The 25,353-nt window shown below is 67.7% G+C and carries 29 protein-coding genes; 14 read left to right on the forward strand and 15 right to left on the reverse strand.

Features of this window, described 5'->3' with window-relative positions:
• Positions 1–47: 47 nt before the first annotated feature.
• Genes QOL69_RS02390 through QOL69_RS02400 form a run of 3 tightly spaced genes read right to left on the reverse strand, consistent with a single transcriptional unit; the run spans position 48 to position 1,986 of the window.
• Entirely contained in the window at positions 48–713 is a 666-nt protein-coding gene (locus QOL69_RS02390; protein WP_283401894.1) for a cytochrome c biogenesis protein CcdA, read from the reverse strand.
• Positions 710–1,246: a TlpA family protein disulfide reductase gene (locus QOL69_RS02395; RefSeq protein ID WP_048077824.1), complete on the reverse strand. Its 537-nt coding sequence runs from the start codon at positions 1,244–1,246 to the stop codon at positions 710–712. Before QOL69_RS02395 ends, QOL69_RS02390 begins: the two co-directional genes overlap by 4 nt.
• Positions 1,243–1,986 (reverse strand): SCO family protein, encoded by a 744-nt coding sequence (locus tag QOL69_RS02400; protein ID WP_048077823.1) that lies wholly within the window; start codon positions 1,984–1,986, stop codon positions 1,243–1,245. The genes QOL69_RS02395 and QOL69_RS02400 overlap by 4 nt, the downstream gene beginning before the upstream one ends.
• Positions 1,987–2,195: 209 nt before the next feature.
• On the opposite strand from QOL69_RS02400, the gene QOL69_RS02405 reads away from it, so the two are divergent.
• Both QOL69_RS02405 and radB read left to right on the forward strand, forming a co-directional pair.
• Positions 2,196–2,402, forward strand: coding sequence for a cold-shock protein (locus QOL69_RS02405; protein WP_004595330.1), 207 nt, complete (start codon positions 2,196–2,198; stop codon positions 2,400–2,402).
• 216 nt (positions 2,403–2,618) lie between these two features.
• Positions 2,619–3,326: a DNA repair and recombination protein RadB gene (gene radB / locus QOL69_RS02410; RefSeq protein WP_283401895.1), complete on the forward strand. Its 708-nt coding sequence runs from the start codon at positions 2,619–2,621 to the stop codon at positions 3,324–3,326.
• 95 nt (positions 3,327–3,421) lie between these two features.
• Here the strand turns inward: radB and QOL69_RS02415 are convergent, their stop codons facing one another.
• Positions 3,422–4,561, reverse strand: a complete 1,140-nt coding sequence (locus tag QOL69_RS02415; RefSeq protein WP_048077821.1) for a CBS domain-containing protein — start codon at positions 4,559–4,561, stop codon at positions 3,422–3,424.
• A gap of 126 nt (positions 4,562–4,687) precedes the next feature.
• Here QOL69_RS02415 and QOL69_RS02420 point away from each other — a divergent pair, with 126 nt between their 5' ends.
• The 3 genes from QOL69_RS02420 to QOL69_RS02430 all read left to right on the forward strand — a co-directional run bounded on the left by QOL69_RS02420 (position 4,688) and on the right by QOL69_RS02430 (position 6,485).
• On the forward strand, positions 4,688–4,828 hold the full coding sequence (locus tag QOL69_RS02420; RefSeq protein ID WP_283401896.1) for a hypothetical protein: 141 nt from the start codon (positions 4,688–4,690) through the stop codon (positions 4,826–4,828).
• An 80-nt stretch (positions 4,829–4,908) separates the two neighbouring features.
• Positions 4,909–5,592: an HAD family hydrolase gene (locus QOL69_RS02425; protein ID WP_048077819.1), complete on the forward strand. Its 684-nt coding sequence runs from the start codon at positions 4,909–4,911 to the stop codon at positions 5,590–5,592.
• A gap of 143 nt (positions 5,593–5,735) precedes the next feature.
• Positions 5,736–6,485, forward strand: a complete 750-nt coding sequence (locus QOL69_RS02430) for a hypothetical protein (protein ID WP_283401897.1) — start codon at positions 5,736–5,738, stop codon at positions 6,483–6,485.
• Position 6,486: 1 nt separating this feature from the next.
• Here the strand turns inward: QOL69_RS02430 and QOL69_RS02435 are convergent, their stop codons facing one another.
• Complete coding sequence (locus QOL69_RS02435) at positions 6,487–7,044, reverse strand: hypothetical protein (RefSeq protein ID WP_283401898.1); 558 nt, start codon at positions 7,042–7,044, stop codon at positions 6,487–6,489.
• Between the two features lie 213 nt (positions 7,045–7,257).
• Here QOL69_RS02435 and QOL69_RS02440 point away from each other — a divergent pair, with 213 nt between their 5' ends.
• The 3 genes from QOL69_RS02440 to QOL69_RS02450 all read left to right on the forward strand — a co-directional run bounded on the left by QOL69_RS02440 (position 7,258) and on the right by QOL69_RS02450 (position 10,327).
• On the forward strand, positions 7,258–8,490 hold the full coding sequence (locus QOL69_RS02440) for an MFS transporter (protein WP_283401899.1): 1,233 nt from the start codon (positions 7,258–7,260) through the stop codon (positions 8,488–8,490).
• Between the two features lie 59 nt (positions 8,491–8,549).
• Positions 8,550–9,326: an aldo/keto reductase gene (locus tag QOL69_RS02445; protein WP_283401900.1), complete on the forward strand. Its 777-nt coding sequence runs from the start codon at positions 8,550–8,552 to the stop codon at positions 9,324–9,326.
• A gap of 107 nt (positions 9,327–9,433) precedes the next feature.
• Positions 9,434–10,327, forward strand: a complete 894-nt coding sequence (locus QOL69_RS02450) for a tetrahydrofolate dehydrogenase/cyclohydrolase catalytic domain-containing protein (RefSeq protein ID WP_048077817.1) — start codon at positions 9,434–9,436, stop codon at positions 10,325–10,327.
• Between the two features lie 412 nt (positions 10,328–10,739).
• Here QOL69_RS02450 and QOL69_RS02455 read toward each other — a convergent pair whose 3' ends face one another.
• Positions 10,740–12,143: a bifunctional metallophosphatase/5'-nucleotidase gene (locus QOL69_RS02455; protein WP_283401901.1), complete on the reverse strand. Its 1,404-nt coding sequence runs from the start codon at positions 12,141–12,143 to the stop codon at positions 10,740–10,742.
• A gap of 244 nt (positions 12,144–12,387) precedes the next feature.
• Here QOL69_RS02455 and rpl7ae point away from each other — a divergent pair, with 244 nt between their 5' ends.
• Genes rpl7ae through ndk form a run of 4 tightly spaced genes read left to right on the forward strand, consistent with a single transcriptional unit; the run spans position 12,388 to position 13,652 of the window.
• Positions 12,388–12,750, forward strand: coding sequence for a 50S ribosomal protein L7Ae (gene rpl7ae, locus QOL69_RS02460; RefSeq protein ID WP_006628114.1), 363 nt, complete (start codon positions 12,388–12,390; stop codon positions 12,748–12,750).
• Positions 12,751–12,756: 6 nt separating this feature from the next.
• On the forward strand, positions 12,757–12,981 hold the full coding sequence (locus tag QOL69_RS02465; RefSeq protein WP_004595321.1) for a 30S ribosomal protein S28e: 225 nt from the start codon (positions 12,757–12,759) through the stop codon (positions 12,979–12,981).
• 3 nt (positions 12,982–12,984) lie between these two features.
• Complete coding sequence (locus tag QOL69_RS02470) at positions 12,985–13,176, forward strand: 50S ribosomal protein L24e (protein WP_048077816.1); 192 nt, start codon at positions 12,985–12,987, stop codon at positions 13,174–13,176.
• On the forward strand, positions 13,173–13,652 hold the full coding sequence (gene ndk / locus QOL69_RS02475) for a nucleoside-diphosphate kinase (RefSeq protein WP_283401902.1): 480 nt from the start codon (positions 13,173–13,175) through the stop codon (positions 13,650–13,652). The genes QOL69_RS02470 and ndk overlap by 4 nt, the downstream gene beginning before the upstream one ends.
• A 174-nt stretch (positions 13,653–13,826) precedes the next feature.
• On the opposite strand, the gene QOL69_RS02480 is transcribed toward ndk, so the two are convergent.
• The 4 genes from QOL69_RS02480 to QOL69_RS02495 form a co-directional block, all read right to left on the reverse strand.
• A complete protein-coding gene (locus QOL69_RS02480; RefSeq protein ID WP_283401903.1) occupies positions 13,827–15,062 on the reverse strand; it encodes a BamB-related PQQ repeat family beta-propellar protein in 1,236 nt (411 codons plus the stop codon).
• Positions 15,063–15,166: 104 nt separating this feature from the next.
• Positions 15,167–15,949 (reverse strand): carbonic anhydrase, encoded by a 783-nt coding sequence (locus tag QOL69_RS02485; RefSeq protein WP_283401904.1) that lies wholly within the window; start codon positions 15,947–15,949, stop codon positions 15,167–15,169.
• A gap of 119 nt (positions 15,950–16,068) precedes the next feature.
• Positions 16,069–16,203, reverse strand: coding sequence for a hypothetical protein (locus QOL69_RS02490; RefSeq protein WP_255331286.1), 135 nt, complete (start codon positions 16,201–16,203; stop codon positions 16,069–16,071).
• 65 nt (positions 16,204–16,268) lie between these two features.
• On the reverse strand, positions 16,269–17,900 hold the full coding sequence (locus QOL69_RS02495; protein ID WP_283401905.1) for an ABC transporter substrate-binding protein: 1,632 nt from the start codon (positions 17,898–17,900) through the stop codon (positions 16,269–16,271).
• 143 nt (positions 17,901–18,043) lie between these two features.
• On the opposite strand from QOL69_RS02495, the gene phoU reads away from it, so the two are divergent.
• Both phoU and QOL69_RS02505 read left to right on the forward strand, forming a co-directional pair.
• On the forward strand, positions 18,044–18,718 hold the full coding sequence (gene phoU, locus QOL69_RS02500; RefSeq protein ID WP_048077811.1) for a phosphate signaling complex protein PhoU: 675 nt from the start codon (positions 18,044–18,046) through the stop codon (positions 18,716–18,718).
• A 114-nt stretch (positions 18,719–18,832) separates the two neighbouring features.
• Positions 18,833–19,177 carry a hypothetical protein gene (locus QOL69_RS02505; protein ID WP_048077810.1) on the forward strand — a complete coding sequence of 115 codons (345 nt, stop codon included), beginning with the start codon at positions 18,833–18,835 and terminating at the stop codon, positions 19,175–19,177.
• A 12-nt stretch (positions 19,178–19,189) separates the two neighbouring features.
• Here the strand turns inward: QOL69_RS02505 and arsB are convergent, their stop codons facing one another.
• The 5 genes from arsB to QOL69_RS02530 all read right to left on the reverse strand — a co-directional run bounded on the left by arsB (position 19,190) and on the right by QOL69_RS02530 (position 25,352).
• The gene (gene arsB, locus QOL69_RS02510; protein ID WP_283401906.1) at positions 19,190–20,368 is read right to left on the reverse strand and encodes an ACR3 family arsenite efflux transporter; all 1,179 of its coding nucleotides are present in this window, start codon (positions 20,366–20,368) and stop codon (positions 19,190–19,192) included.
• A gap of 97 nt (positions 20,369–20,465) precedes the next feature.
• Positions 20,466–20,921: a RidA family protein gene (locus QOL69_RS02515; protein ID WP_048077808.1), complete on the reverse strand. Its 456-nt coding sequence runs from the start codon at positions 20,919–20,921 to the stop codon at positions 20,466–20,468.
• 155 nt (positions 20,922–21,076) lie between these two features.
• Complete coding sequence (locus QOL69_RS02520) at positions 21,077–21,844, reverse strand: MIP/aquaporin family protein (RefSeq protein ID WP_048077807.1); 768 nt, start codon at positions 21,842–21,844, stop codon at positions 21,077–21,079.
• A gap of 260 nt (positions 21,845–22,104) precedes the next feature.
• Positions 22,105–22,776 carry an FKBP-type peptidyl-prolyl cis-trans isomerase gene (locus QOL69_RS02525; RefSeq protein ID WP_283401907.1) on the reverse strand — a complete coding sequence of 224 codons (672 nt, stop codon included), beginning with the start codon at positions 22,774–22,776 and terminating at the stop codon, positions 22,105–22,107.
• Entirely contained in the window at positions 22,773–25,352 is a 2,580-nt protein-coding gene (locus tag QOL69_RS02530; protein ID WP_283401908.1) for an arsenate reductase (azurin) large subunit, read from the reverse strand. Before QOL69_RS02530 ends, QOL69_RS02525 begins: the two co-directional genes overlap by 4 nt.
• Between the last annotated feature and the right edge of the window lies 1 nt (position 25,353).

Below are 25,353 nucleotides of genomic sequence, written 5' to 3' on the forward strand. Positions count from 1 at the left end.
GGGAGAGACAAGGATCTGCTTCACGGATCGAACGCGACACCGGGGCCTCAGTACACGACGAGCGAGAGGTACAGCTGTCCGATCCCGGCGGCGACCATCACCGCGCCCGCGATCCGTTTCAGCAGGCCGGCGTGCGCCATCACCCGGTTCGCGTTGCTGACGAGGCCGACGCCGGTCGCGACCGTGGTCGCGGCCATCAGGACGGCGACGGTGCCGGCGTAGACCCCGACCACTAGCAGCGCCGTCTCGGACGGGAGCGCGATCGCGCGGGCGACGACGCCGAGGAACACGGGCGCGACACAGCCCGCGCCGGCGAGGGCGTAGCCCGCGCCGAACAGCCCGAACCCGACGATCCCGGTGCGCCGCTCCGGCAGCGGCACCGAAATCGACGGGGCGCGACCGGCGACGACGAGCAGCCCGAAGACGACGAGCAGGCCGCCGACGAGCGTCTCGAAGACGGTGATGTTCGACAGCGTCGAGTAGCCGACCCGGACGGTGGCCCCGGCGAGCAGCGCGAACGTCGCCAGCACGCCGACCGCGGCGGCGACGCCGCGCACCCCCGCGCCGACGACGGACGCGGAGTCGGTCTCGACGGAGTTCACGTAGAACCCGACGTAGCCCGGAAGAAGGGGGTACGCGCACGGCGAGAAGAACGTCGCGACGCCGGCGGTGACGGCGAACGGGACGTTCGTCGCGAGCGAGACGCCGGTCATCTGAGAGCGGTCTCGATCCCCGTGACGATCTCCTCTGCGGTGTGAACGCCGTAATCGGACCAACGGATTCGACCGGTCTCGTCGATCGCAACCGCTGTCGGATAGTTCTGGACGTTGAGCTTCGCGGCGAGTTCCGCCGTGACGTCTGCCGCAACGAGCCAGTCTCCGTTGTGGTTTTTCCACCACTCGACGACGGTCTTCGGATCGACACTTCCCCCGACGTTCTCCGGTGTCACGGAGACGAACAGCACCTCGTCGTCGATCTCGTCGTGCGCCGCAACGAGGCCGGGCATCTGCTTTTCGCAGGGGCCACACCACGTCGCGAAGAAGTCGACGAACGTCGGACGGCCTTCTGCGGGGATCGTTACCTCGCCGTCGCGGCTCCCCGGGGCATCGACCGTGTCGAGTGTTACCGGTTCGACCGGTTCCGGCCCGTCACCGAGGACGTCGGGAACGCCGCCCGTTGCGACCGCCCCCGCACCCCCGAGGGCTCCGACGCTCGCGAGTCCCGCCAGTAAGTGTCGTCGCCTCACGCCGTGACCACCCGTCGGAAGTCGTCGACGATTCGTTCGATGTCGGTGGCCGGGCCGCGCGGGTACGCCCGCTCGACGATACCTTGCTTGTTCACGAGGAGGATCAGGCCGTAGTGCGGGAACGCGTACTCCAAGCTCTCGTACTGTTCGCCGTCGGTCTTCTGGATCTTCAGCCCGAAGTTCTCGTCCATCAACTCAACGCCTGCCTCGTAGCTCTCGGGACGGAGGAAGTGCCAGTTGCCGGCGTCGAGGTCGACACCGCGTTGGCCCGCGTACTCGCGGAGGACGTCGGCGGTGTCGCGCTCCGGATCGAACGTCTGCGCGAGGAACGCGGCCTCGTCACCGAACCCCTCCTCGGCCGCGACCTCCTGCGCCCGTCGGAGTCTGAGGATGAGCGCCGGACAGACGCCGTCCGGGCAGCTCGTGTAAAACGAGGTCCACAGGTACGCGCGCTCCCCCTCGAACTGCGATGTCGATATCTCCTCGCCCGTGATCGGGTCGGGAACGGTAAAATCGGGCATCTCGTCGCCGCGGATCGGATGGACCGGGTCGCCTCGGCTCTGCTCCGGCGGACCGAGGATCGTCTCCTCGTCGCCGGAGCCGTCGGGGCTGTCGGAGCCCTCGTCGCCGTTGCTGGAACCGTCGGTGTCGCCGAGGACGCCGGCACAGCCGGCCGTGGCGGTCGTCCCGGCGACGACGCCGGTCCCGGCGAGCGAGCGGAGGAAGTGGCGGCGGTCCATGTTGTTGTCCGACCTACGTGGTCGCGCGTAAATGAACCCCGCGACTGGTGGCACGCGATGAACACGACCGAGAGCGCACCGGAAACCGACGCAACGGTCCCGAAACGAGCCGTTGACCGGGATCGTTTCGCCCGCGTGATCGCTCGAACCCCCGTGGTACCACGACCCTCGCAAGGGTTATGCCCGAACGGGCTGTACGTATATTCGCAATGGCAAACGGTAAGGTTGATTTCTTCAACGACACTGGCGGCTACGGTTTCATCTCGACTGACGACGGCGACCTCGACGACGACGAAGACGTGTTCTTCCACATGGAAGACGTCGGCGGCCCGGACCTCGAGGAGGGTCAGGAAGTGGAATTCGACATCGAATCGTCCCCCAAGGGACCGCGCGCGACGAACCTCGTCCGCAACTAATCTCTCGACCGCGGACGACGCGTCCGCACGCACTACCGGATTTCGGCCGTCGCTCGACGCGATCGACGCCATCTCCGTTTCTCTCACACTTATCATCGCTCGACGAGCGGCGGCGCTTCCGTCGGTGATCGACGCGTTCCTCGACGAGCCGCGCGCATCCCCTGGTCACCGCCGCGATCGACCCTTTAAATATGAGCGCGGTCGAATCCCCGTCTAGTGAGCGATCCGATCCCGACCGGCTGTCGCCCGGTCGACGAGCTGTTGGGCGGCGGCTTCGAGCGCGGCGTCGTCACGCAGGTGTACGGCCCGCCGGCCGCGGGGAAGACGAACCTCGCGCTCGCGGCGGCGGTCGAGGTCGCGGGCCGCGGCGACCGCGCCCTCTACATCGACACCGAGGGCCTGTCGATCGACCGGTTCGAACAGCTGGCCGAGGGGCGGCTCGACCGGGGCGACGGCGACGACACCCTCGAAGAGCTCGCCGCGCGGCTGGTGATCTCCGAGGCGTACGACTTCGACGACCAGCGCGAGGCGGTCCGCGACGCCGAGGAGCTCGCCGAGGAGGTCGAGCTGATCGTGTTGGACTCCGCGACGGGCTTCTACCGACTGGAGCGCGCCGGCGACACCGAGGGCGGCGAGTCGCTTCGGAAGGTCGCAAAGCAGGTGACGCACCTCCTCTCGCTGGCCCGGCGTCACGACATCGCCGTCGTGATCACGAATCAGGTGTTCACCGATCCCGACGGCGACCGCGACCGCGCGCTCGGCGGCAACACGCTCAACCACTGGACCGGTGCGATCGTCCGCGTCGACCGGTTCCGCGGCGGGAACCGTCGGGCGACCCTCGAAAAGCACCGCTCGAAGCCCGCGGGCGACACCGCGACGTTTCGGATCGTCGCCGACGGACTCGCCGAGGGATCGGACGGATAGGGACGGCTGTCGGCGGCGAAAAATCGATTTATTGAGGTCGACGGACGAGCGCGAGTTCAGACCGGCGCGTGTCCGCAAGTCGGACGCGGAACCGCCTACAGCTGGCCGAGCTTCCGGAGGAGCTGGCCGCGGTACTCCTCGTCGGCGTTGACGCCCTTGATTTCGAGGACGTTCCGCTCTAACTTGTCGAGCGCGACGTGGAACGCGTGTTCGGCACCGTACCCCTCGCCGGAGCCGCCGACCTGTCCCTCGTTGGTTCGGAGGCGGATCTGACACTGGATGAGGGGCGTGCCGCGAAGCTTCTCCTTGTGAGCGTGGAGCCGGACGTGCGCGTGGATGACGTGCATGTCCGCGTACTTGTCCACGACCTGCTCGATGGACTCGCGGATGTGTTCGCGGGAGGTCCCCTCCAGCAAGTCGACGTTCGTGATCTGGACGTCCATCGAGTCCTCCTCGGTGAACGTCAGCGCGCGCAACACGTCGGTCTTCGTCACCATCCCGGCGACGGTGTCGGCACCCGCGGGCGTGACGACCAGCCCGGAGACCTCGTTGTCGAACATACGCTCGACGACCGCCTGCGCCGTCTCGTCGTTCGTCGCCGTGACGACCGGGCTGGACATGATGTCGTAGACGGGGATGTCGAGCATCCGGTCGATGTCGCCGGCGCGGTCGCCGCTGCCCTGCCGCTCGTGGTCGCGGACGACGAACTCCACGATGTCGTTCGTGGTGACGACGCCGACGAGGTCGCCGTCGTCGTCGAGCACGGGAAGTCGGGAGACGCCGTTCTCGCGGAGGCGATTGATGGCGCGGCCAACGCTCTCCGTCTCGCCGATGCCGATCACGTCCTCGGTCGCGATCTGGCCGACGGTGATCGCGTCGAGGCTGTCGATGACGGCTTCGAGGATCTGGTCGACCGTGATGATCCCGTAGAGCTTCTCGCCCTCGTAGACGGGCGCGATCTTCACGTCGCCCTCGACGAGGAGCCGGGCGGTCTCGCGGACGTCCTCGTGTCGGTCGACCGAGGGGGCGGGCTTCATCACCGCCGACACCTTCGTGTCGTCCTCCATGCGCGAGCGCATGAGCTGTTTCTCCCCGACGACGCCCGCGTACTCGCCGTCCTCGACGACGACGATCCCCTTGGGGTTCTCTCGCTCGAAGATAGAACGGACCTTGGCGAGCCGCTCATCGACGTCGACCTCGACGTATTCCGACACCGCGATATCAAAGATGTTCATGGTCCGTTCTGAGTCTTCGACGGGCCGGGTATTGAAAGTGCGGGAGTCGTGGCGTCCGCCCGGACGCGTCGTCCGACCGTCGGAATCTCCCTGAAGGTATTTCCGCGTCGCGGACGGTGGTCGGCCGTGAAGCTCTCGACCGCGCTGATCGCGCTCGGCGTCGCACTGATCGTGATCCCGCTGCCGGTTCCGATCCCGTTCGTCGGCGTGATCGCCGGGACGGTCGCGCTGCTCGCGGGGCTGTTCGTCCGGCTGTTTGGCCTGTGAGGATCCGACCGTCCGGCGCTCGGGCGGCCGATTCCTCGGGGTGTGAAACCTTTTTGCCCGTCAGCGACGCAGAGTGAGGCGTGTACGACGCCGTCGTCCTCGACAACGACGGGGTGTTGGTCGGGCGGACGCCGTTCGACACGCTCCGCGAGGCCGCCTGGGACGCGTTCGTGAGCCTCGGCGTCGAGGACCCGGACCTCGCGCACGTCGACGACGTCGCGGTCGGCGTCGACCCCGCGACCCTGACCGACATCTGCGAGCGCTACGACGTGGACCCGACGGAGTTCTGGCAAGTCAGGGACGAGACCGCGGCGGCGGCCCAGATCGACGCCGCCCGAAAGGGCCGGAAGACGCCGTACGACGACGTCGACGCCCTCCGCGCACTCGACGCCTCGCTCGGCGTCGTCTCCTCGAACCAGCAGGCGACCGTCGACGCGCTCTTGGACCACTTCGGGCTGGCGGACCACTTCGAGGTCGCGTACGGCCGTGAGCCCTCGGTGGCCAGCCTCTCGCGGAAGAAACCCTCCCCGTACTACATCGAGCGCGCCCTCGAAGACCTCGGCGCGGAGACGGCGCTTTTCGTCGGCGACAACGAGTCGGACGTCCGCGCGGCCGACAACGCCGGCATCGACTCGGCGTTCGTCCGTCGACCGCACCGGCGGTCGACGGAGCTCGACTGCCACCCGACCTACGAGATCGACGACCTCCACGACCTCGTGAGCATCTGCGGGAGGGCGTCGGCCGACGAGCGCGACTCGGTCTGAGCGCAGCCCCGCCGGGCCGGAGCATGACGGTTCGGGCGTCGCACGGACGCGACGCAGCCCTTTCGGTGCGGTCGGCCTCGGCCGCGTTCGACGACGACTGCGGCGATCGAAATCCTGATTCCCCGTCTCCGCGAGTTCGGAGCGTGAGCGATCCCTCCAGTCCCTCCGACGCCCGAACGCCGCCTCCCACCGACCGCGACGCGCTCGACGACGCCGTACGGGGCTACCGCCGAGCCGAGCGCGTCGTCAGTTGGACTCTCGCGCTGCTCGTCGCGGGGGCGTTCCTCGCCGCCGTCACCGCGCTCTCGTTCTGGCCGGGGGTCGCGGTCGGGGCGGTCTTGGTCGTCGCCCTCCGTCTACCGCTGTACCGCCGATCCGGGACGACCCGTCTCCGCACGGACGCGCGGCCCGAGGCGGTCGTCCGCCAGTTCGCCTCGGAGACGCCGCCCGTCCTCGCGTTCCAGTGGGGAATCGCCGACGACGTGCGGACGGCCGGGGGCGACACCCCTGACACCGCCCGCCCGACCGGGACCGACGCCGCTGCCCCGGACCGTCCGACCGGCACCCGAGCGACCTACGAGTTCTCGTACCTGTTCGGGCTCCGGAGCGTCGCGCTCGACTTCGAGACCGCGGTGCGGGCCGCGGGGGACCGAGACGCCGTCGCGGCCGTCGACATCGACGGCACGGTCAACGACCGACCGTGGGGGTCGTACGCCGCGACGGTTCGCGAGGCGGCCGACGGCGGGAGCGTCGTCGACGTCGAACTGCGCCCGACGCGGCGGTTCGACCTCCGCCGGCTTCCGCAGGCGCGGGTCGCCGAGCGGTACTACGCCGACGCGCTCGCCGCGCAGGGGTACGAGGTCGTCGAGCGGACGGTGTCGCTGACGCGCTGACTCACTCCAGCAGTTCCGTCTTCGGCGCGTCGACCGCCGTCCGGGAGACCGCGTCGTCCGCGTCGACGCCCCGGATCTCGACCCCCCGGAGCCGGAGCGCGAGCGCGGCGTCGGCGCGCGCGTCGTCCGATCGCGGCCGGATCTCCGTCTCGGTTAGCTCGTCGTCTCCCTCGTCGTCCGACTCGTGGACCACGACCACCTCGTCACCGTCGAACTCCACGTGTTCGACGGCGCGAAGCAGCACCGTCGTGCGGCGGCCCCCCACTATCGACGCGGCGAGAGTCCCGACGACCGTGACACCCGCGATCCCCGCCACCCAGAGGGCCTCGCTCCCGTCGCCGACCGACAGGAGCCGCGGAATCGCGCCGAGGACGGTGAACAGGACCCCGACGCCGGACCAGCCGAACGCGTCTGTGAGGGGATCGAGCCGACCCCTCGCGAGCGCCCGTCCGGCCTGATCGACGGCGGTCCGCAGCCGTCGCCGGACCCGGATCTCGTCCGGGGCGACCTCGGCGCGCCCCGTGGCGGTCGGGAACGACCAGGTGCCGCCTCGGCTCATCCGCTCCGGAAGGTGGGCGAGGGGTGATCGGAGGGTGAGGGACAGCCGGAGAGCGAGGAGCGGTCGACGGGGGAGGAGCGGTTGGAGAGCGAGGGGAGCGATCCCATGGACGTTTCATGCTCGGGCGGCCGGCGACGTAAATTTCTCGGCGAGAACGGGACGAAATACGACTGATCGCAAGGGTGTTGTCGGTCACCGCCCGAACGCGAGTCGATGGCACCCTCGTCGGAGACACGCGCGACCCTGTGGGTGATCCTCGCGTCGGCGACGCTGACCGTGATGGCGGGCGCGATACTCGGTCCGATCGTCCCCGCGATTCAGGCGAACCTCGGGGTGTCGGAGTCGCTCGCGGGACTCATCATCACGACTCACGGCGCGCTGATCGTCGTCTTCAGCCCGGTCGCGGGCTGGGTCGTCGACCGCGTCGGCCCGCGTCGACCGTTCGTCGGCGGGCTCCTCCTGTACGGGGTCGGCGGGGGCGCGGGCCTCGCGGTCGACTCGTTCGGCCCGCTGCTCGCCTCGCGGGCGGTCCTCGGCGTCGGCGTCGCGTTCGTGTACACGGGCGTCACGGTCCTCATCTACGAGCTGTACGAGGGCGCTCGGATGGACCGCGCGCTCGGACTGCGCAGCAGCGCGAACAGCGTCGGCGCGGTCGTCTGGCCGCTCCTCGGCGGCGCGCTCGGCGCGCTCTCGTGGCAGGCCCCGTTCGCCGTCTACCTCGTCGCGGTGCCGCTCGGGCTGATCGCGGCCGCGACGGTGCCGGAGACCGCTCGAAGGAGTCACGACGCGGATTCCGACGGCGGCTCGTCGACCGCGGAGTCGGGGACCGCGAGTCGGCTCCGCCGCGGACTCGCGGGCGTCGTTTCGGTCTTCCGCGCTCGACCCGGACTGCTCGGCGTTTACCTCCTGTACTTCGGAACGAACGCGCTGCTGTACGCGATCATCGTCTTCTACCCGCAGCTGCTCGCGGAGCTCGGGATCACGGCGTCGACGACGATCAGCCTCTACCTCGCCGCCAACGGCGCTGCCGGCGGGGTCTCGGCCGCGCTGTACGACCGCCTCGTGACGCGGGTGAGCCGGCACGCGCTCGTCGGGGCCGCGCTCGCGCTGTGGGTCGTCGCCTTCGCGGCCGCGACGCTCGCGACCTCCGCGGCGACCGCGGTCCCGGCGGTCCTCGCGTTCGGGCTGGGACAGGGGCTCGTCTTCCCGGCCTCGTTCGCGTGGGTCGAGGCACTCGCGCCCGCGGACCGACAGGGGCAGTTCAGCTCCTATCTCGCCTCCGCGGGGTACACCGGCCAGTTCGTCTCACCCGTCCTCTTCGGCCCGCTCGTCCCCGCGTTCGGCGTTCGGGGCGTGTTCGCCGCGGCGGGCCTCGCCGCCGTCGGGGGCGGGGTCGCGCTCGCGGTCGCGCTCCGGCGACGCGCGCGAGCGGACTCGTCCGCGTGACGGAGAGTTTTCGTCCGCGTGACGGGAGGTTTTTGCCCGGCTCGCGGTGAGTGCCCTACATGTACCTCCCGCCCGTCGGTCTCGGAACGATGGGAATCGCCGACCCCGACGCGGTCGCGACCGCGCTCTTGCTCGGCTACCGCCACCTCGACACCGCGCGGATCTACGACAACGAGGCGGTCGTCGGCGAGGGGCTCGCCGCGGGGCTGGCCGACAGCGACCTCGACCGCGAGGACGTGACCGTCGCGACGAAGCTGTGGATCGACGACCTCGCTCCCGACGAGGTCGCTCCCGCGGCCCGCGAGAGCGCGGCCCGGCTCGGCGTCGACGCCCTCGACCTGCTGTACGTCCACCGACCGCGCGGCGACTACGACCCCGAGGCGACGCTGCCCGCGCTCGACCGACTCGTCGACGACGGCCTCGTCCGCAACGTCGGCGTCTCGAACTTCGAACTCGCGGACCTCGACCGCGCCGTCGACGTCCTCGGCCGTCCGCCGGCGGCCCACCAGACCGAACTCCACCCGCTGTTCTACCGGCCGGAACTGCTCGATCACGCCCGCGACCACGGCTACCCGGTGGTGGCCTACTCGCCGTTGGCCGGCGGCCGGGTGCGCGAGGTCGACGCCGTCGTCGAGGTCGCGGAGGCCCACGGGACGACGCCCGAGGCGGTCGCGATCGCGTGGGCGACCGAGAAGGAGCCGGTGGTCGCGATCCCGAAGGCGTCGAGCGAGCCGCACCTCCGCGCGAACCTCGCGGCGGTCGACCTCGAACTGACCGACGAGGAGGTCGCCGCGATCGACGCCGTCGATCGCGAGGAGGAGCTGTTCCCGGAATAGCCGTTCTCCGAGGTCTGATCCATATACTCGGATCGAACTGGTTTCTATCTCACTTCGATGACCATGATCCCGCGTCACTTTTACCTCGGGACCGCCGACGGTTTCGCATGACCGAGACAATCGACGGGGAGGCGGTCGCGGCCGACGTGCGCGAGACGGTCGCCGACGAGGTGGCGCGGCTGTCCGACGCCGGCGTCGAGCCGGGGCTGGCCACGGTGCTGATGAGCGACGACCCGGCCAGCGAGACGTACGTCTCGATGAAACAGCGCGACTGCGAGGAGGTCGGGATCGAGGGGATCCACGTCGAGATAGACGCGGACGCGCCGGCCGAGGAGCTGTACGAGACGATAGACGACCTCAACGAGCGCGACGACGTTCACGGAGTTCTCGTCCAGCTCCCGCTGCCGGACCACGTCGACAAGCGGACGGTCCTCCGGCGGATCGACCCCGAGAAGGACGTGGACGGCTTCCATCCCGAGAACGTCGGCCGCCTCGTCGCGGGCGACGCCCGCTTCAAGCCGTGTACCCCGCACGGCGTCCAGAAGCTGCTCGACGCGTACGACGTGGAGACGGAGGGCGCGGACGCGGTCGTCGTCGGCCGCTCCGACATCGTCGGCAAGCCGATGGCGAACCTGCTGATCCAGAAGTCCCCGACCGGGAACGCGACCACGACGGTCTGTCACTCGCGGACCGAGGACCTAGAGGCGAAGCTGGCGGACGCGGACATCGTCGTCGCGGCCGCCGGCATCCCCGAGTTCGTCGACGGGTCGATGCTCAAGGAGGGCGCGACCGTGGTCGACGTGGGGATCAACCGCGTCGACGCGGACACGGAGAAGGGGTACGAGCTGGTGGGCGACGTCGACTACGAGTCGGCGAGCGAGGTCGCGGGCGCGATCACGCCCGTACCCGGCGGCGTCGGCCCGATGACGCGCGCGATGCTCCTTTACAACACGGTGAGGGCGGCGGGGATCCAGACCGGTGTCGACGTGGAGTTGGAATAGGCCGAGTGGGAGATCACGGCCGTCCGGCGGTGCGGTGTCGGTTTCGCTCACGAACTGCTGACCGACACGAACGCCACCGAAGCCCTAGCCGCTCGCTGTGACGCGGTCCTGACTGACACGGTGGAGAACACTCCCGAAGCCCCAGCCGCGAACTCGTCACAGGCGACGCAAGCACCGCAGGGAGTGAGCAACGCGAACGACCGAGGAGCGCAGCGAGCGTGTGACGAGTTCGCGGCTGCCCCTTCGAGTCCCACCCCGCACAGCACCTCACACCTCCCCAGCCTCGTCGCTGGCACCTCCGCTTCGATCCGGGGCCAGCGACTCCCTCGCGCGGGCGGTTCGCGCCGCGCTGCGGCGCTCACCGGCACGCGCCACCGCGTCTATTTATAACCGAGTGTCGTCGCGGCCGCAGTCAGTCGTCGTCGCTCGCCGCGGTGCGGTTCCGGATCTCGATCCGGCCCTCGATCTCCGGGTCGATGCCGCGTTCACGGGCGTAGGCGGCGAGCACCTCGTACTGGATGTCGGCCTCGTCGATCCGGTGCCGCTCGGAGAGCGTGGGGAACTCGTGTTCGGAGTGGAGGAGGTACTCCGAGACCGCGACCGTGTAGCGCGCGTCGGGGTCGATCGGCTCGCCGTCGACGGTCGCCTCTAAGATTAGTTCGGCGTCGGCGTCCCAGACGAGGCGGGCGTTCGAGACGTGCCCGTGCCACCAGTCGTCCTCGCCGAAGTCCACGTCGGGCGCGGCCATCTCGCGGAGCACGTCGTGGAGCTCCCCGCCGGTGACCGAGGTGAGGGTCACCGGTTCCTCGAAGGGGATCAGGGAGATTAGGTCCGCCTTCGTCACGTCGCCGTCGAACGGGTCGCCCTGTCGGAGGCCGCCGGCGTTCGACAGCCCCACGTCGGCGTCGTGGACCCACCGGAACGCGTCCGCGACGAAGTTGCCGACGCGGCACTCCCCGCCGTGGACCACCTCGCCGGACCGCTCGATCGGCCCGTCGACGGTGTCGACGACCTCGTCGAGGTCGGCTGCGGCCATCCGTTCCGCGAGCGCGTCCGCCAGCCCCGGCGCGGGGTCGGCCCCGTCCGGCTCGTGAAGGGTCGCCGTCGGCGGTTCGGCGTCGAGGTCGACGTCGGCCACCGCCTCGCCGTTGACGCCGGGCCGGACCAGCACCGTGTCCGCGACCGTCTCGTTCCGGCGGCTGTGGACGTGCCCGCCGAGGACCGCGTCGACGTCCAGCTCGCGGGCGAGGTCGTCGTCGCCCGCGCCGAGGTGCGAGAGGACGACCGCGTGATCGAGGCTCTCGCCCTCGTCCGCGACCGACGCCCGCATCTCCGCCAGCGCCTCTCCGGCGGCCGCGACGGGGTCGTCGAACGAGAGGTCGGCCGCCATCGGGTTCAGCGAGTCGGTCGCGGGATCGGTGACGCCGACGAACCCGACCCGCTCGCCGTCGACCTCGCGGACCGCCCACGAGACGACGCCCTCGTCGCGGCCGAACGGCCCGCCGTTCTCATCGCGCACGTTCGCGGAGACGAACGTCGCCGGCGCGTCCGCGACGAGGTCGCGGAGCGCGTCCGGTCCGTAGTCGAACTCGTGGTTGCCGAACGTGTCGAGGAGGGTGTCGGTCGCCTCGTAGAAGTCGAGGACCTGCCTGCCGGTCGCGACCAGCGAGAGGACGCCCGGCGCGGTCGTGTCGCCGGTGGCGACGACCGCGGCGTCGGGACCCGAGAGCGCCCGGACGCGGCCGGCGAGGCGGGCCGCCCGCTCGGGGTCGTCGAAGACGTTCTCGATGTCGGAGTAGTGAACGAGACGAACCATTCGATACGCGAAGGGAGGTGCGAGCCGGGCATAAAAAACGCGGAGTCCGATCGCGCGTTCTCCGATTCCGTCCGCGGGTTCTCCCCGTGATCCGCGCTCGCACACGCGCAGGACATTGAAAGCGCTTTTATGGATGTCCTGACTACGACAGCGCACAGCCTCTGTGGGGTCGATGATGTGCCGTTCCGATAGGGACCGACCACGGGACGGACACGCGAGCCTACACGGAGGATAGGAGAAACATATGCCCGTTTACGTAGACTACGACACACCGGCGGACCTCGCGGAGCGATCCCTCGAAGCGCTCGAGGTCGCCCGAGACACCGGCACAGTGAAGAAAGGAACCAACGAGACGACCAAAGCCGTCGAGCGCGGCAACGCTGACCTCGTCATCGTCGCCGAGGACGTCTCCCCCGAAGAGATCGTGATGCACCTCCCCGAACTCGCCGAGGAGAAGGGGATTCCGGTCGTCTTCGTCGACACGCAGGACGAGGTCGGTCAGGCCGCCGGTCTCGAAGTCGGCTCGGCCGCCGCCGCCGTCGTCGACGCCGGCGACGCCGCCGACGACGTCGAGGACATCGGCGAGAAGGTCGCGGAGCTTCGATAACCTCCCATGAGCGCAGAAGAGGGCACCGGCGACTCGACGACCGCGGAGGTCATCGAGGTCGTCGGCAAAACCGGGATGCACGGCGAGGCCATGCAGGTCAAGTGCCGCATCCAAGAGGGATCGAACCAGGGACGGATCATCACCCGGAACGTTCTGGGTCCCGTCCGTCTGGGCGACGTGCTCCAGCTGCGGGAGACCCAGCGCGACGCCGACTCCATCGGAGGTCGATAACCAATGGTCGAGACACGCACCTGTGATTACACCGGCGAGGAGATCGAGCCCGGCACGGGCACGATGTTCGTGAAGAAGGACGGACAGATCCTCCACTTCGTCGACTCGAAGGCGGAGAAGAACTACCTCCTCGGCCGCGAGGCGCGCGACCTCGAATGGACCGAGGAAGGTCGCCGTCAGGGTGGCCAGGAATGAGCCACCACGACGAGCGCACCTTCGTGATGGTCAAGCCCGACGGCGTCCAGCGCGGACTCATCGGCGAGATCGTCTCTCGCTTCGAGGACCGCGGGCTGAAGCTCGTCGGCGGGAAGTTCATGCGGATTGACGAGGAGCTCGCCCACGAACACTACGGTGAACACGAGGACAAGCCATTCTTCGACGGTCTCGTCGAGTTTATTACCTCCGGTCCCGTCTTCGCGATGGTCTGGGAGGGTGCGGACGCGACCCGACAGGTCCGCGCGATGGTCGGCGAGACCGACCCCGCCGAGTCCGCCCCGGGCACGATCCGCGGCGACTTCGGCTTAGACCTCGGCCACAACGTGATCCACGCGTCGGACCACGAGGACGAGGGCGCGAACGAGCGCGAGATCGACCTGTTCTTCGACGAGGAGGAACTCGTCGACTACGACCTCGACACCTCGGCGTGGGTGTACGAGGACGAAGACCACTGACGGCCGCGCTGCCGTTTCGGAACTTTTCGCGGCGACGCACCGCCCGCTATCCCGCGTAGCTTTCGCTCAATCGACACACCGAGTTTCCGGTGAATATGATCTTCGAACCCCCCGCAGTCGTTCGGTTTCCGCTCTCTCAGCAGTTATAAACAGACGGACACGTCCGTCGGCAGTTCAGGTGTCGACCGCGATCGCGGTCCCGTCGTCCGCGACCACGATCACCTCGTCGCCGGCGTCGTCGGCGACGTCGGCGAACAGCGGCCCGCCGTAAACGACGACGTCGGGACCGCCGCGGGCGACCACGCTTCCGCTCCGGGTCATCGCGAGGATCTCGCCGTTGCGGTTGGCCGCGACCGGACCGATATCACCGTCGCCGTCGACGTCGCCGATGCGCGGCTCGTTGATCCGCGTCGACGCGCCGTACTGCTGTTTCCAGACGACCTCGCCGTCGAGTAGGCTCACTGCCCACACGCTCCCCGACCCCCCGACGTACACCCGACCGGGGTCCGCGTCGCCGACCGCGACCGGCTCGTCCTGAAGACCGATCTCGTACCGGAGCGACCCGTCGCTCGTCTCGATGGTCTCCAAGTTACCGTTCGACCCGCCGAGGGCTATCACGGGCCCGTTCTGACTGTCCGCGGCGTTCCAGCTCAGGGGGTTCACGCTCGGTGTCGTCGTCCAGCGCGTCTCGCCGCGCCCGTCGAGCAGGTGGACCGTCGCCGGGTCGCCGGCGGTCGTCAGCACCGCGAGTCCGCCGCGCTCACCGGCCTCGGCGTCCGGTTCGACGATGAGTGGTCGGTGATTGACCTCGCCCGACAGCGAGGCCTCGGCGACGGCGTCGCCCTCGCGGTCGACGACGCGGACGCTCCCGTCGGTCGCCGCCGCCGCGACCTCCTGACTCCCGTCGCCGGTCAGGTCTCCGATGGCGGGGCGGAATCCGCCGGGGCCACCGGTGTCGACCGCGAACCGTCGGCTCCCGTCGGTCGCGTCGACGACGACGAGTGACCCCGGAGCCGTCGTGAGCGCCACGACGGGGTCGCCGCCGAGCGTCCCTGTGGTGAGTCCGCTGACACCGATCGGGTCGTCGTCGCTCCCGTTCGCGCCGCCGCCGCGGTCGGCGTCCGGCCCGGAAATCGGCACCGTCCAAGCGGTCTCGTCGGTCCCGACGACCGTCGCGCTGACGACCCGCGAGCCGTTCTCGACCGCCGGCCGGAGGAGCAGCGGGTCCCCGTCGACCGTCGCGATCGCCGCGCCGCTGCCGTCGTCGCCGGCCGCCGGTTCGGACTCCCAGACGATCGTGGTCTCCGTGGTGGCGTCGTCGACGCCGACGAAGGCGAAAAGCGCCACGCCGACGCCGGTCGCGCCGCCGGCCAGCAGGATTAGCGTCGCGAACAGGACGCGTCGGTCCATTTGAATCCCGTTCGGGCGTCGCGGTGAAACGGTTGTCGGATGCGGTCTCCGGTCCGCGGAGTCGAGTCGGCGTCGGTGCCGAGGCGTCGCGGGGCGACGTCGCGCTACAGCAGCGACGCGACGTGGTCCGCGCGCGCTTCGCCGACGAGCTCGCGCAGCGCCGCCGGGTCCCGCTCCCCGTCGGCGTTGACGAGGTAGGCGGTCCCGTCGCGACCGCCGTAGACGCCGTGGAGGTCGTAGACGAAGCCGTACACCGTCGCATCCGCCGCCTCCTCGCGCTCGCGGGCGAACGCGACCTGCTCGTGGACGTTGTACTCGACGAGCCGGTCACGGACCGAGGAAGCGGCATCGCCGTCCGCATCGGGGACGGTCTCGCCGTCGTCCGCGTCGCGGCTCGTCTCCTCGTCGCGGTCCGTCTCCGCGTCGGTCGCCCCGTCGCCCGCTTCGCCGACGACGGCGGGGTCGTCGAGTCCGCGCTCGACGATCGGCAGCAACGCCTCGATGTCCGCGCGGACGCCCGGTTCGGCCGGGAACTCGCCGGTGCGGGCCGCCGTGAGCGCGGCGTCTATCGCGCCGCATCCGGTGTGGCCGACCACGACGATGATCTCGGTGTGGGTGTGACGGAGCGGATACGCCACGCTCCCGTCGAGAACCCGTTCGCCGTCGACGAGCGCGCTCACGCTGTTCCCGATCGCGCCGGAGGTGAAGAGGAACCCCGGCTCGTCGACGGCGAACATCCCCTCCTGCGAGACGCGCGAGTCGGAACAGCAGACGGAGACTACGCCGGGGCGCTGACCCTCGCGGTGGCGGTCGAAGACGCCGGGCGCGAGCGCATCGACGTGGTCGTCGTTGCGGTCGAGGAGATCCCTGAGTATCCGACTGTCCATATCGGCTTCACCCGGGGAGGAGTCAAAAGCGTCGGGGACGGAGCCGACCGTCCCGACCGGGGAGACGCTCGTCGCCGCCGTTTCAGCGGATCGGTCAAGCGACGAGTCGGGCGGGCCGGTCAGGCGACGAGTCCGACGACCGAGACCAGGATACCGACGACGAACACCGCGAGGAGCGCGACGGTCGCGATCACCACTGCGGGCGCGAGCGCCTCCTCGTTCTCGTCGAGGACGATGTCTTCCAAGTTCTCCATGTCCGAGCCGTCGTCGCGGCGGGATTTGAACGCTTCGACCGAGTCCGCGCCGCGAACGAGGGTCGCTACTGGTCGAGCCAGACGTTGTTGTAGTCGCTCAGGATCCGCGGGTTGTACTGCGAGCGCGGGTGGGCGACGAAGTCGTTGACGTGGTCGCGGACGCCGATGGAGACGCGGAGGCTGTAGCTCGGGAGGTGGACCCGGTCTTCCAGCACCGTCGGAATGATCGACTCGTACAGCTCGCGTCGCTCGTCGATGTCGCTGGCGCGGCGCGCGGCGATGATCTCCTCCATGAGGTCGTCGTTCTCGTAGTAGGTCCCGTTGGTGGCACCGATCTGCTCGTCGTGGAACAGGTTGTACACGTACGAGTCCGGGTCCGGCCCGCCGAGCCACCCCAGCGCGTACATGTTGTAGTCGTCCTCGTTTCCGGTGTCGTAGGTGTCGAGGAACGTCCCCCAGTCGTACCGGCGGACCTCGGCGTCGTAGCCGGCCTCCTTCAGCCCGTTCGAGACCGACACGCCGATCTGTTCGCGGAGGTCGTCCGGCGGGACGATGATCCGGAAGCCGTAGTCTTCGGGTACGCCGGCGTCCGCGAGCAGCTCTGCGGCCCGGTCGACATCGCGGTCGTGACCGATATCCGCCCACTCGTCGACGGGGAAGTCCCACGAGTCGGCGACCGGGAGCGGGACCGGCGCGTAGTTGCGTTCCCCGGCCGGCTCGATGAAGTTCGAGACCGCTTGGTCCATCGAGACGGCGTAATCTATCGCCTCCCGGACCTGCGGGTCCGTCGTCGGTCCCTCGTTACAGTTGAACGCGATGTAGTAGTAGGAGATGCCCGGCTCCGACTGGAGCGACATGTTGTCCGCGCTCTCGACCGTCTCCCACGTCTGGGGGGTGATCCCGTCGGCGACGTCCGACTCGCCGGTCTCTAAGGAGACGACCCGCGTCGTGCTCTCCTCAACGGGTTCGAACCGGAGCCGGTCTAGGTACGGCTTCGGGTCACCCCAGTAGTCGTCCCACTTCACTAGGTCGACGAACTCCCCTTCCGTCCAGTCGTCGAACTCGAACGGTCCGGAGCCGACCGGCGCGTCGAGGTTGAACGCCTCCTTGTCCGCCTCCCGGACCGACTCGGGCACCACGTTCCGCGTCAGCGCGAGCGTGTAGAACGGGCCGTAGCCGTACTGGAGATCGATCTGGACCGTCCGGTCGTCGACGACCTCGACGCTGTCTATCATCTCGACGTCCGGCGCGTTGGCGGTCTCCTCTTCGACCGGTGCGAGCAACGAGTAGCGGACGTCCTCGGCGGTGACGGGCTCGCCGTTCTGGAAGCGCGGCCCGTCACGCAGTTCCACGACGTACCGCGTCCCGTCGCGCTCGACGGTCGGCTCCTCGCGTGCGAGGTGCGGGACGGGGTTGGTGCTCTCGTCGTAGGCGTACAGCGGCTCGAACACCTGCGAGCACACCTGCTGCGAGTAGATGTCGTTGACGACGATCGGGTCGAACTCGATCGGCGACACCTGCTGTGAGTACACAAGCTCTCCGCCGGCGACCGGTTCGCCGTCGCCCGTTCCGCCGTCGGTTCCGTTCCCCGTGCCGTCCGAGCCGCCACCGGTACATCCCGCGACGGTCCCGGCCGTCACGCCGGCCGCGACGCCGCGCAGCATCCGTCGTCGCGACGAGTCGAGTTCGCGTGACATGGCGGTCCGTTTCTCCCCGACACATAAATTACCGGACACACTGGCAGCGTTCGACCGTACGCCGGATAACCAGAAATTACGTCCGGTATCTCGCTATCGCCGACGTGTTTTTGTGCGTCCGGCGTGGCGGATACGCCAACACGATGCCACGCGAAGAGTACCAGACGAAACTGGAGGGACTCCGCGACGACGTCCTCTACATGAGCGAGGTGGTCGCCGAGCGCCTCCGCATGGGGCTCGACGCCCTCGAACGGCAGGACGGCGAGCTAGGCGAGGAGGTGATCACCGGCGACGCCGAGATCAACGAACTCTACTTGGAGCTGGAGGGCCAGTGTACGGACCTCATCGCGCTCCAGCAGCCGGTCGCCGGCGACCTGCGGTTCATCGCGGCGTCGTTCAAGATCATCACCGACCTCGAACGGATCGCGGACCTCGCGACGAATCTCGGCGAGTACGCAAAGCGGGCCGACCGCGAGGTGTTCCCCGACGTCGACGTCCAGCGCATCGGCGACGACACGCTGGAGATGTTAGAGCAGGCGATGGCGGCGTACGCGGAGTCCGACCCCGAGCTGTGTCACGCCGTCGCGGAGGCCGACGACGAGGTCGACGCCGCCTGCGAGGCGGCGAGCGAGCTCGTCGTCCGCGACCTCATCGAGCGCGACGAACTGCGCGAGGAGGCCGACGTGGAGGGGACGATGCGGAACGTCTCGCGGCTCCTGCTCACGATCCGCGACCTCGAACGCGTCGGCGACCACGCGGTCAACATCGCCGCCCGGTCGCTGTACATGATCGAGAACGACGACGAACTGCTGTACTGACCGACTCGGGGTAGGTCGGGGGTCGGACCCTCGCCGCGCGGGCTTCGTCCGGACGTGTCACCGGAAACGATTCTGTCCCCGTGTTATATCCCCCGGAAGTGAGACGGGACACCCATGGTACTGGGAGCGATCGTCTCGTTCGTCGTCGCGCTGTTGGTGGGTGGACTGGGAATTTACGTCAGCGGCCGCGTCGTCGCCGACGTCGACGACTACTCGCACGCGGTGGTCACGGCGCTGATCGGGGCCGTCGCCTGGGCGATCGGATCGCTGATACCGATCGTCGGCTCGCTCGTCGCGCTGGTCGCGTGGGTGTGGGTCATCAAGTGGCGCTACCCGGGCGGCTGGGTGAAGGCCGCGATCATGGGCGTCGTCGCGTGGGCGGCCGCGCTGGCGGTCATCTTCGTGCTGAACGACGTTCTCAACCTCGGGATCACCGCGCTCGGCGTCCCGGGCGTCTGAGCGCGTTCCGGGTCAGTCGTCGGCCGTCGACCCTGATGTCCCGTCCCCGTCTGCGGTCGGTTCGTTTAGTTGGCCGGTCGTGTACCCCTGCCAGTCGTACCTGTCTTGGAGGTACAGCGCGACCTTCACCAAGGCGAGCAGCACCGGGACCTCGATGAGGGGACCGATGACCGTCGCGAACGCGACGCCGGAGCCGACACCGAACACCGCGACGGCGACGGCGATCGCGAGCTCGAAGTTGTTGCTCGCGGCGGTGAAGCCGATCGCGGTCGTCGTCGAGTAGTCGGCACCGATCCCGCGGCCCATCCCGAAGCTCACGAAGAACATCACGACGAAGTAGATCGTGAGCGGGACCGCGATCAGGAGGACGTCACTCGGCTGGGCGACGATGCGCTCGCCCTGCATCGCGAACATCACGATTACGGTGAACAGCAGTGCGATGAGCGTGAGCGGACTAATCCGCGGCTCGAACGTCTCCTCGTACCACTCGACGCCCTTCGTCCGCGTCCCCACGAACCGCGAGGCGATTCCCGCGGCGAAGGGGATCCCGAGGAAGACCGCGATCGCTTCGAACACCTGTCGCGGGCTGATCCCGAACTCGGAGATCCCCGCGACCAGCGACTCCATGCCCAGCAGCGGCGGGAGGACGAGCGCGAAAAACCAGATGTACACGCCGTAGGTGAGGATCTGGAAGACGCTGTTGAACGCGACGAGGCCCGCGGCGTACTCGTTCGAGCCCTCCGCGAGCTCGTTCCAGACGAGCACCATCGCGATACAGCGGGCCATCCCGATGAACACCAGCCCAAGGAAGAACTCGGGACGGGCGGGGAGTCCGGGAACGAGCCCGCTGAAGAACACGACCGCCAGCCCGAACATGAGGGTCGGCCCGATGAGCCAGTTCTGGACGAGGCTCAGTCCGAGCACCTTCACGTTCTTGAAGACGGCGGGGAGCTGTCCGTAGTTGACCTTCGCAAGCGGCGGGTACATCATCAACACCAGCCCGATCTCGACGAGGTGGAGGTCTTGGATCGGGCCGGTGACCGACGGCGCGATGTAGCCGAGACCGATCCCGATCGCCATCGCGCCGAAGATCCAGACGGTGAGGTACTTGTCGAGGAAGTCCATCGACCGCGGGTCGCCGCATGACTCGCAGTCGCAGTTCGGTCCATGTTCGTGAACGGCGTCGCTCACGACGGTCCCACCTCCGTGATGACGGACGAATCGACTGGCGGGCGATACCGGTGTGTGGACGGGTGAGCGCTCATAATTAGTGTATCGGAGGAGACGGCTACTCTTCGGCCGCGATCACGTCGAGCTGTACGTCCGCACCGCCGGGGAGCGAGCAGACGCCGACGACGGTCCGCGGCGGTAACTCGACGTCGTCGAACCGCGACTCGTAGACGTGATCGATCGCCTCCGCGGCGCTCGGATCCGTGAGCTGAATCTCGAGTTTCATCACGTCGCCAAACGTCGCGTTTCGGTTGTCGGCAAGAGCGGATTCGAGGTTGTCGAGCGCAGTCGAGAATTGCTCTTCGATTGAATGATCACCCAGAATTTGGCCGTCGACTTTGGGAAGGATACCCTCGAAAAAGCGTAGATCAGACGAGCCTGTCCGCTTCCCGAACGCTCCGATGTTATCCGTTCCGTCGCGCTGGCGCTTGCTCTCCTCGCTCAACGTTGGGTCGATGTTCATATCGGCGGCGCGATTCTTGTCCGAGTCGACTTCTGTTGTTCGCTGTCCCATAATAGATGAACAGTTGCTCAAGTATTAAAGCTCTTCGAAGAATTACAAGGACTGGCAGGAGGCCTGTATTTTGAACGACAAGTACGTCTGCTAAACTATCGGTATCGCTGAACGGCCCCGAGAAGGTACCGGCTGTTCGGCAGCCACACCTCGTCTCAGAGCAGGTGGTAGAGCCCGGCTGCGAGGAGCGCACCGAGGATCGGTCCGACAACGGGAACCCATGAGTACGCCCAGTCCGACGGGCCTTTGTGCGGGAACGGAAGGATTGCGTGTGCGATGCGCGGTCCGAGGTCACGAGCGGGGTTGATAGCGTAGCCCGTGGGACCGCCTAGAGACAACCCGATGCCGAGTACAACCAAGGCAATCGGCAGCGCCGAGAGCGCGCCGAGGCCGAATCCGACCTCCTGCCCGTCGATAGTGATCGTCTGAAGGATCTCGCCAGATGTCTCGTTCAAGAAGCCGGCAGAATTCAGATATAGAACGCCGAACACTAGGACGAACGTACCGATGATCTCGGTTATCAGGTTGGACGAATAATTCCGGATTTCGGGAGCGGTCGAGAAGATCGCCAGTTTCGCGCCCTCGTCCTCCGTAACCGCGAAGTGGTCTCTGTATGCCAGCCACACGACTATGCCACCCAAGAACCCACCGAGCGTCTGTGCTGCCACGTAGAGTGGGACTTGCGTCCAGTCAAATAGACCCGCGGCGGCGAGTCCTATCGTCACGGCGGGATTGATGTGACCGCCGCTGACCTGACTGATAGTGAATACGCCCATGAACACCCCGATCGCCCATCCCCACGTGATGACAATCCAGCCGCCGCCGTTCCCTTTCGTCTCGTCGAGCACGACGTTGGCGACGACGCCGCCTCCGAAGATGATGAGGATCGCAGTCCCGATGACTTCCGCGACGTACGGGTTCATCTTCCACTTAGAAGGTTGCTACTGCTCGTACTCCCGGTTCGTTCCGAATTATCGCCGATTTTTGTCGTCTCCGATCTCATAATAGATGAGCATCTGCTCATATATTAAAACATTTTGAACTCCGAACAACCCCTCTCAGCGAAGGTTGTACTCCTGTATGGAGCTCTCTCACGTATCCGCGGACAACCTGACATCGGCGGCGTCGAAAACGCAGCCATGTCGACGACCGCTCGCGTCCCACGTGTCCGCGTTAGTGTGACTTATTCCGCGTACGTCTGATCGATGGTGATAGCGTCGACCGGCAGCAACTGTTTCGCGTCGCAGACGAACGCCCGCAGCCGGCGGTCGAGCTCCGGCGACGGCTCAGTCCCCGCGACGAAAATCGATAGTTCGCGCTCCGAGAGCGTTACGTCGGCGTCGAGTCCATGAAGCGCGCATAGCCCGGCCGCCCGGTCTCCATCGGGAAGTCGTTCCAAGACCGAGACTTCGTACTCCAGCGTGACGCCGGCCAACGAGTGGTTGTAATCCAGCGTGACCGTCTCCTCGTCGATCGACTCGATCACGCAGTCGCGTCCGGCGACTGAGACGGTTCGACCTGCCTCCCGCTTCTCCGGCGGGACGAGCCCCACCGGAACCGTCTCGACCTTTCGCGGGTCGCGTTCCCCGAACGCCTCCGTCGGGCCGACCCTGACCGTCGCGGATCCGCCGATGCCGGCCTCGCGAACCGCCTCCTCGACGGGTTCGAAGAGGTGTCCCTCGCCGAGGACGACGACCATCGGACCGTCGGCCTCGATCCCGACCAGGTCGGCGTCCGCCGCGACAGACGGATCGGTCGTGTCGACGACGCGGTCGCCCGCCGCCGTGCGCGCCGTGTACTCGATCCGGACGAACTCGCCGTCGTTGAGTGCGGCGGTGTGCTCGGTCACCGTCATTCTGGGGCGATGTTCATCGGCTTGAAGCTCATTTCGTCTTTGACCTCGCTCTCGCCGAGGCGTCTGATCTTCCCCTTCCCGTACTTGTAGCCGGGATTGGGATTTGCGGGATCGAGGTACGCCGGGTTGATGTCGTTGTTGACCTGGTCCGGATACAGCCAGTACGTGTACGCCAACCCCTCCGAGACGGGCTGTCCCTGAGCCGCGTCGTCCTCGTCGACGACGTAGGCGACCGCGGTAAAGCTGCCTTGGGTGTTCTCGCCGTTGATGTTGAAGACGTCGTCGTTGACGATCTCGACGAGATCGCCGGCTTCGATCCCTCGTTCGGCCGCGTCGGTGGGATGAAGCTGGAGGACGTTCTGCGGGAAGCGCTTCTGGACGTACTCCAGCCGCTGGTGGGTGTACATGTTCTGCCAGAGGTGCTGGAGTCGGCCGTTCGTCACCCAGATCTCGTCATCGCCGGGACTGAGCCGTTCGTAGACGTCGCCGATCGTCGTCCCTTCGTCGGTGTCGACGACCCGATCCCAGTCGACACGCTGGAGGATCGCCTCGCCCGTGCTCGTGTGGAACCGGTGATCCATGACCTCGCGTTCGCCGTCCGGGGCGTGGATTCGGGGCGTCCCCTGTACCTCGCCGTTCTCCTCGTAGATCGGCTGCTGGACGCCCTCTTCGACGGTCTCCATGTACTCGGCCGGCGTCATGTCGTTCGCTTCGGCGGCGGGCGCGATCCCTTCGAGGGAGTGATCGCCCCCGGCGCCCGGATACTCCTCGCAGATCAGGTTGAAGATCTCTCGGGAGTCGTCCCAGTCCATGTCGTCGGCACCGAGCCGTTGGCCCATCATCGAGAATATCTCCCAGTCCTCCTTCGCGCCGGAGGGGCCCTCCATGAAGCCCTGATACTGACGGAAGCGACGTTCGCCGTTCCAGCGGTGGTAATCGCCGCCCTCGCCGGATTCGACCGCCGTCGCCGGCAGGACGATGTCGGCGTATTGGGTCGTCGTGTTGGCGTACAACTCCTGATGGGTAACGACCATGCCGCCGTTCTCGATGCGCTCGCGGAATGCGCGTTCGATCTCGTCGATGTCGGCGGTCTGCGGCTGCGCGCCGCTCGTGCGCTCCCGGATCGCGTTCCGGAGATCCTGCGTCGCGTACGAGTGGCGAGCCGGATCGTTACCGATGACGTGCCAGTGTTTGATCTCCCCGTCCCTGACGCGTTCGACCGTGTTCGGCGCGACCGTCACGTCCTCGACGTTCTCGCCGTCGAAGGTCTGCGTCGAACGCTCGGCGATGGCGTCCCCCGCGGCCCCGTTCGTCCAGAAGCCCTCCTGGTGGCCCCCGGCGCGGGTGATACCGGTACCAGGGCGACCGACGCTGCCGGTGATGAGCGTCAGGTTCGCCATCGCGCCGGTGTTCTCGTGGGACCAGCCCCAGATGAGTCCCTTCTCCAGCATGAACAGCGTGTTCGTCTCCTCGGCCTCGGGCTGGGCGATGAGTTCGGCGGCCTCGCGGATCTCCTCGGCCGGGACGCCGGTCGTCTCGGTGGCGTTCTCGGGGGCGTAGCGGGGATCGTCTAAGAGATCGTAGTACTCCTCGGGCGTCAGCCCGAACTCCTCTTGGTACCACCCTTCCTCATCGATCGTCTCCCGGTTGTCCATCACCCACTCCTCGATGAACCCCTCGTCGTGCCAGCCCTGGTCGACGATGTGGCGCGCGATGGCGTTCAGGAGGATCGGGTCCGTCGCCTCGTTGACCTGGAGGTGGATCCCACCGTTGTTCTCGGCGTAGTTCGCGGTGAACTTCTTTCGCGGATCGATGAAGACGATGTCGGCGTCGCCCTCCTCGTTTATCCACTTACTGAAGATGACGTCCTGATTCTCCTTGGGATCGGCTCCCGCCAGCACGATGGTGTCCGCCTCCGCGGCGTCCTCGTAGGCGTAGGACCACTGTGCGAGGCCGGCGTTAACGAGCCCGGGGACTTCCGTCGTGAGCGCCGGACGGTTGTGGCCGCCCCAGTTGGGCGAGCCGATGACGTCGTGACAGAGCTTCGTCCCGGCGAAGGTGTTCTCGATGAACTGATAGAAGTACAGTTTCTGTCCGTAGCCGTTCGGGTTCTCGCCGTTCTCCGTGGCGATCTCGGTGGCCCGGGCCCACGCTTCGATAGCGGTGTCCCAATCGACGGTGACGAGATCGCCGCCGATCCGGATCTGGGGCTGTTTCAGGCGGTCGTCGTAGTCTTCGTTGTTTGGAGAGTACAGCGACTGCGCCTGCGTCCCGCCACGAATGGAGTGTGACCCCTCGTTGACCGGATACTCGGTATCGGGGACGAACAGGACGTGATACTCCCTCCCATTCTCCTCGATTATCTCGTGCATGTTCGGCGAGGGCCACTCGCCGTAGCCCGCCGGGTAGTCGATCCCGAGCGCGTTCTCGTCGGCGGTCGGGCCTCCCCCCTCGCCGACGGGCCACTTGTACACCTCGTAGCCGCAGCCGACGATACAGTACCGACACGACCGCGAGCTCCTCTCGGCGTCCGTGGGTGGAATGGGGACCTGGCTCGTGTGTGGGTTATCCGCCATC

It is taken from the genome of Halorubrum sp. DM2, assembly GCF_901686465.1.
Classification (GTDB): Archaea; Halobacteriota; Halobacteria; order Halobacteriales; family Haloferacaceae; genus Halorubrum.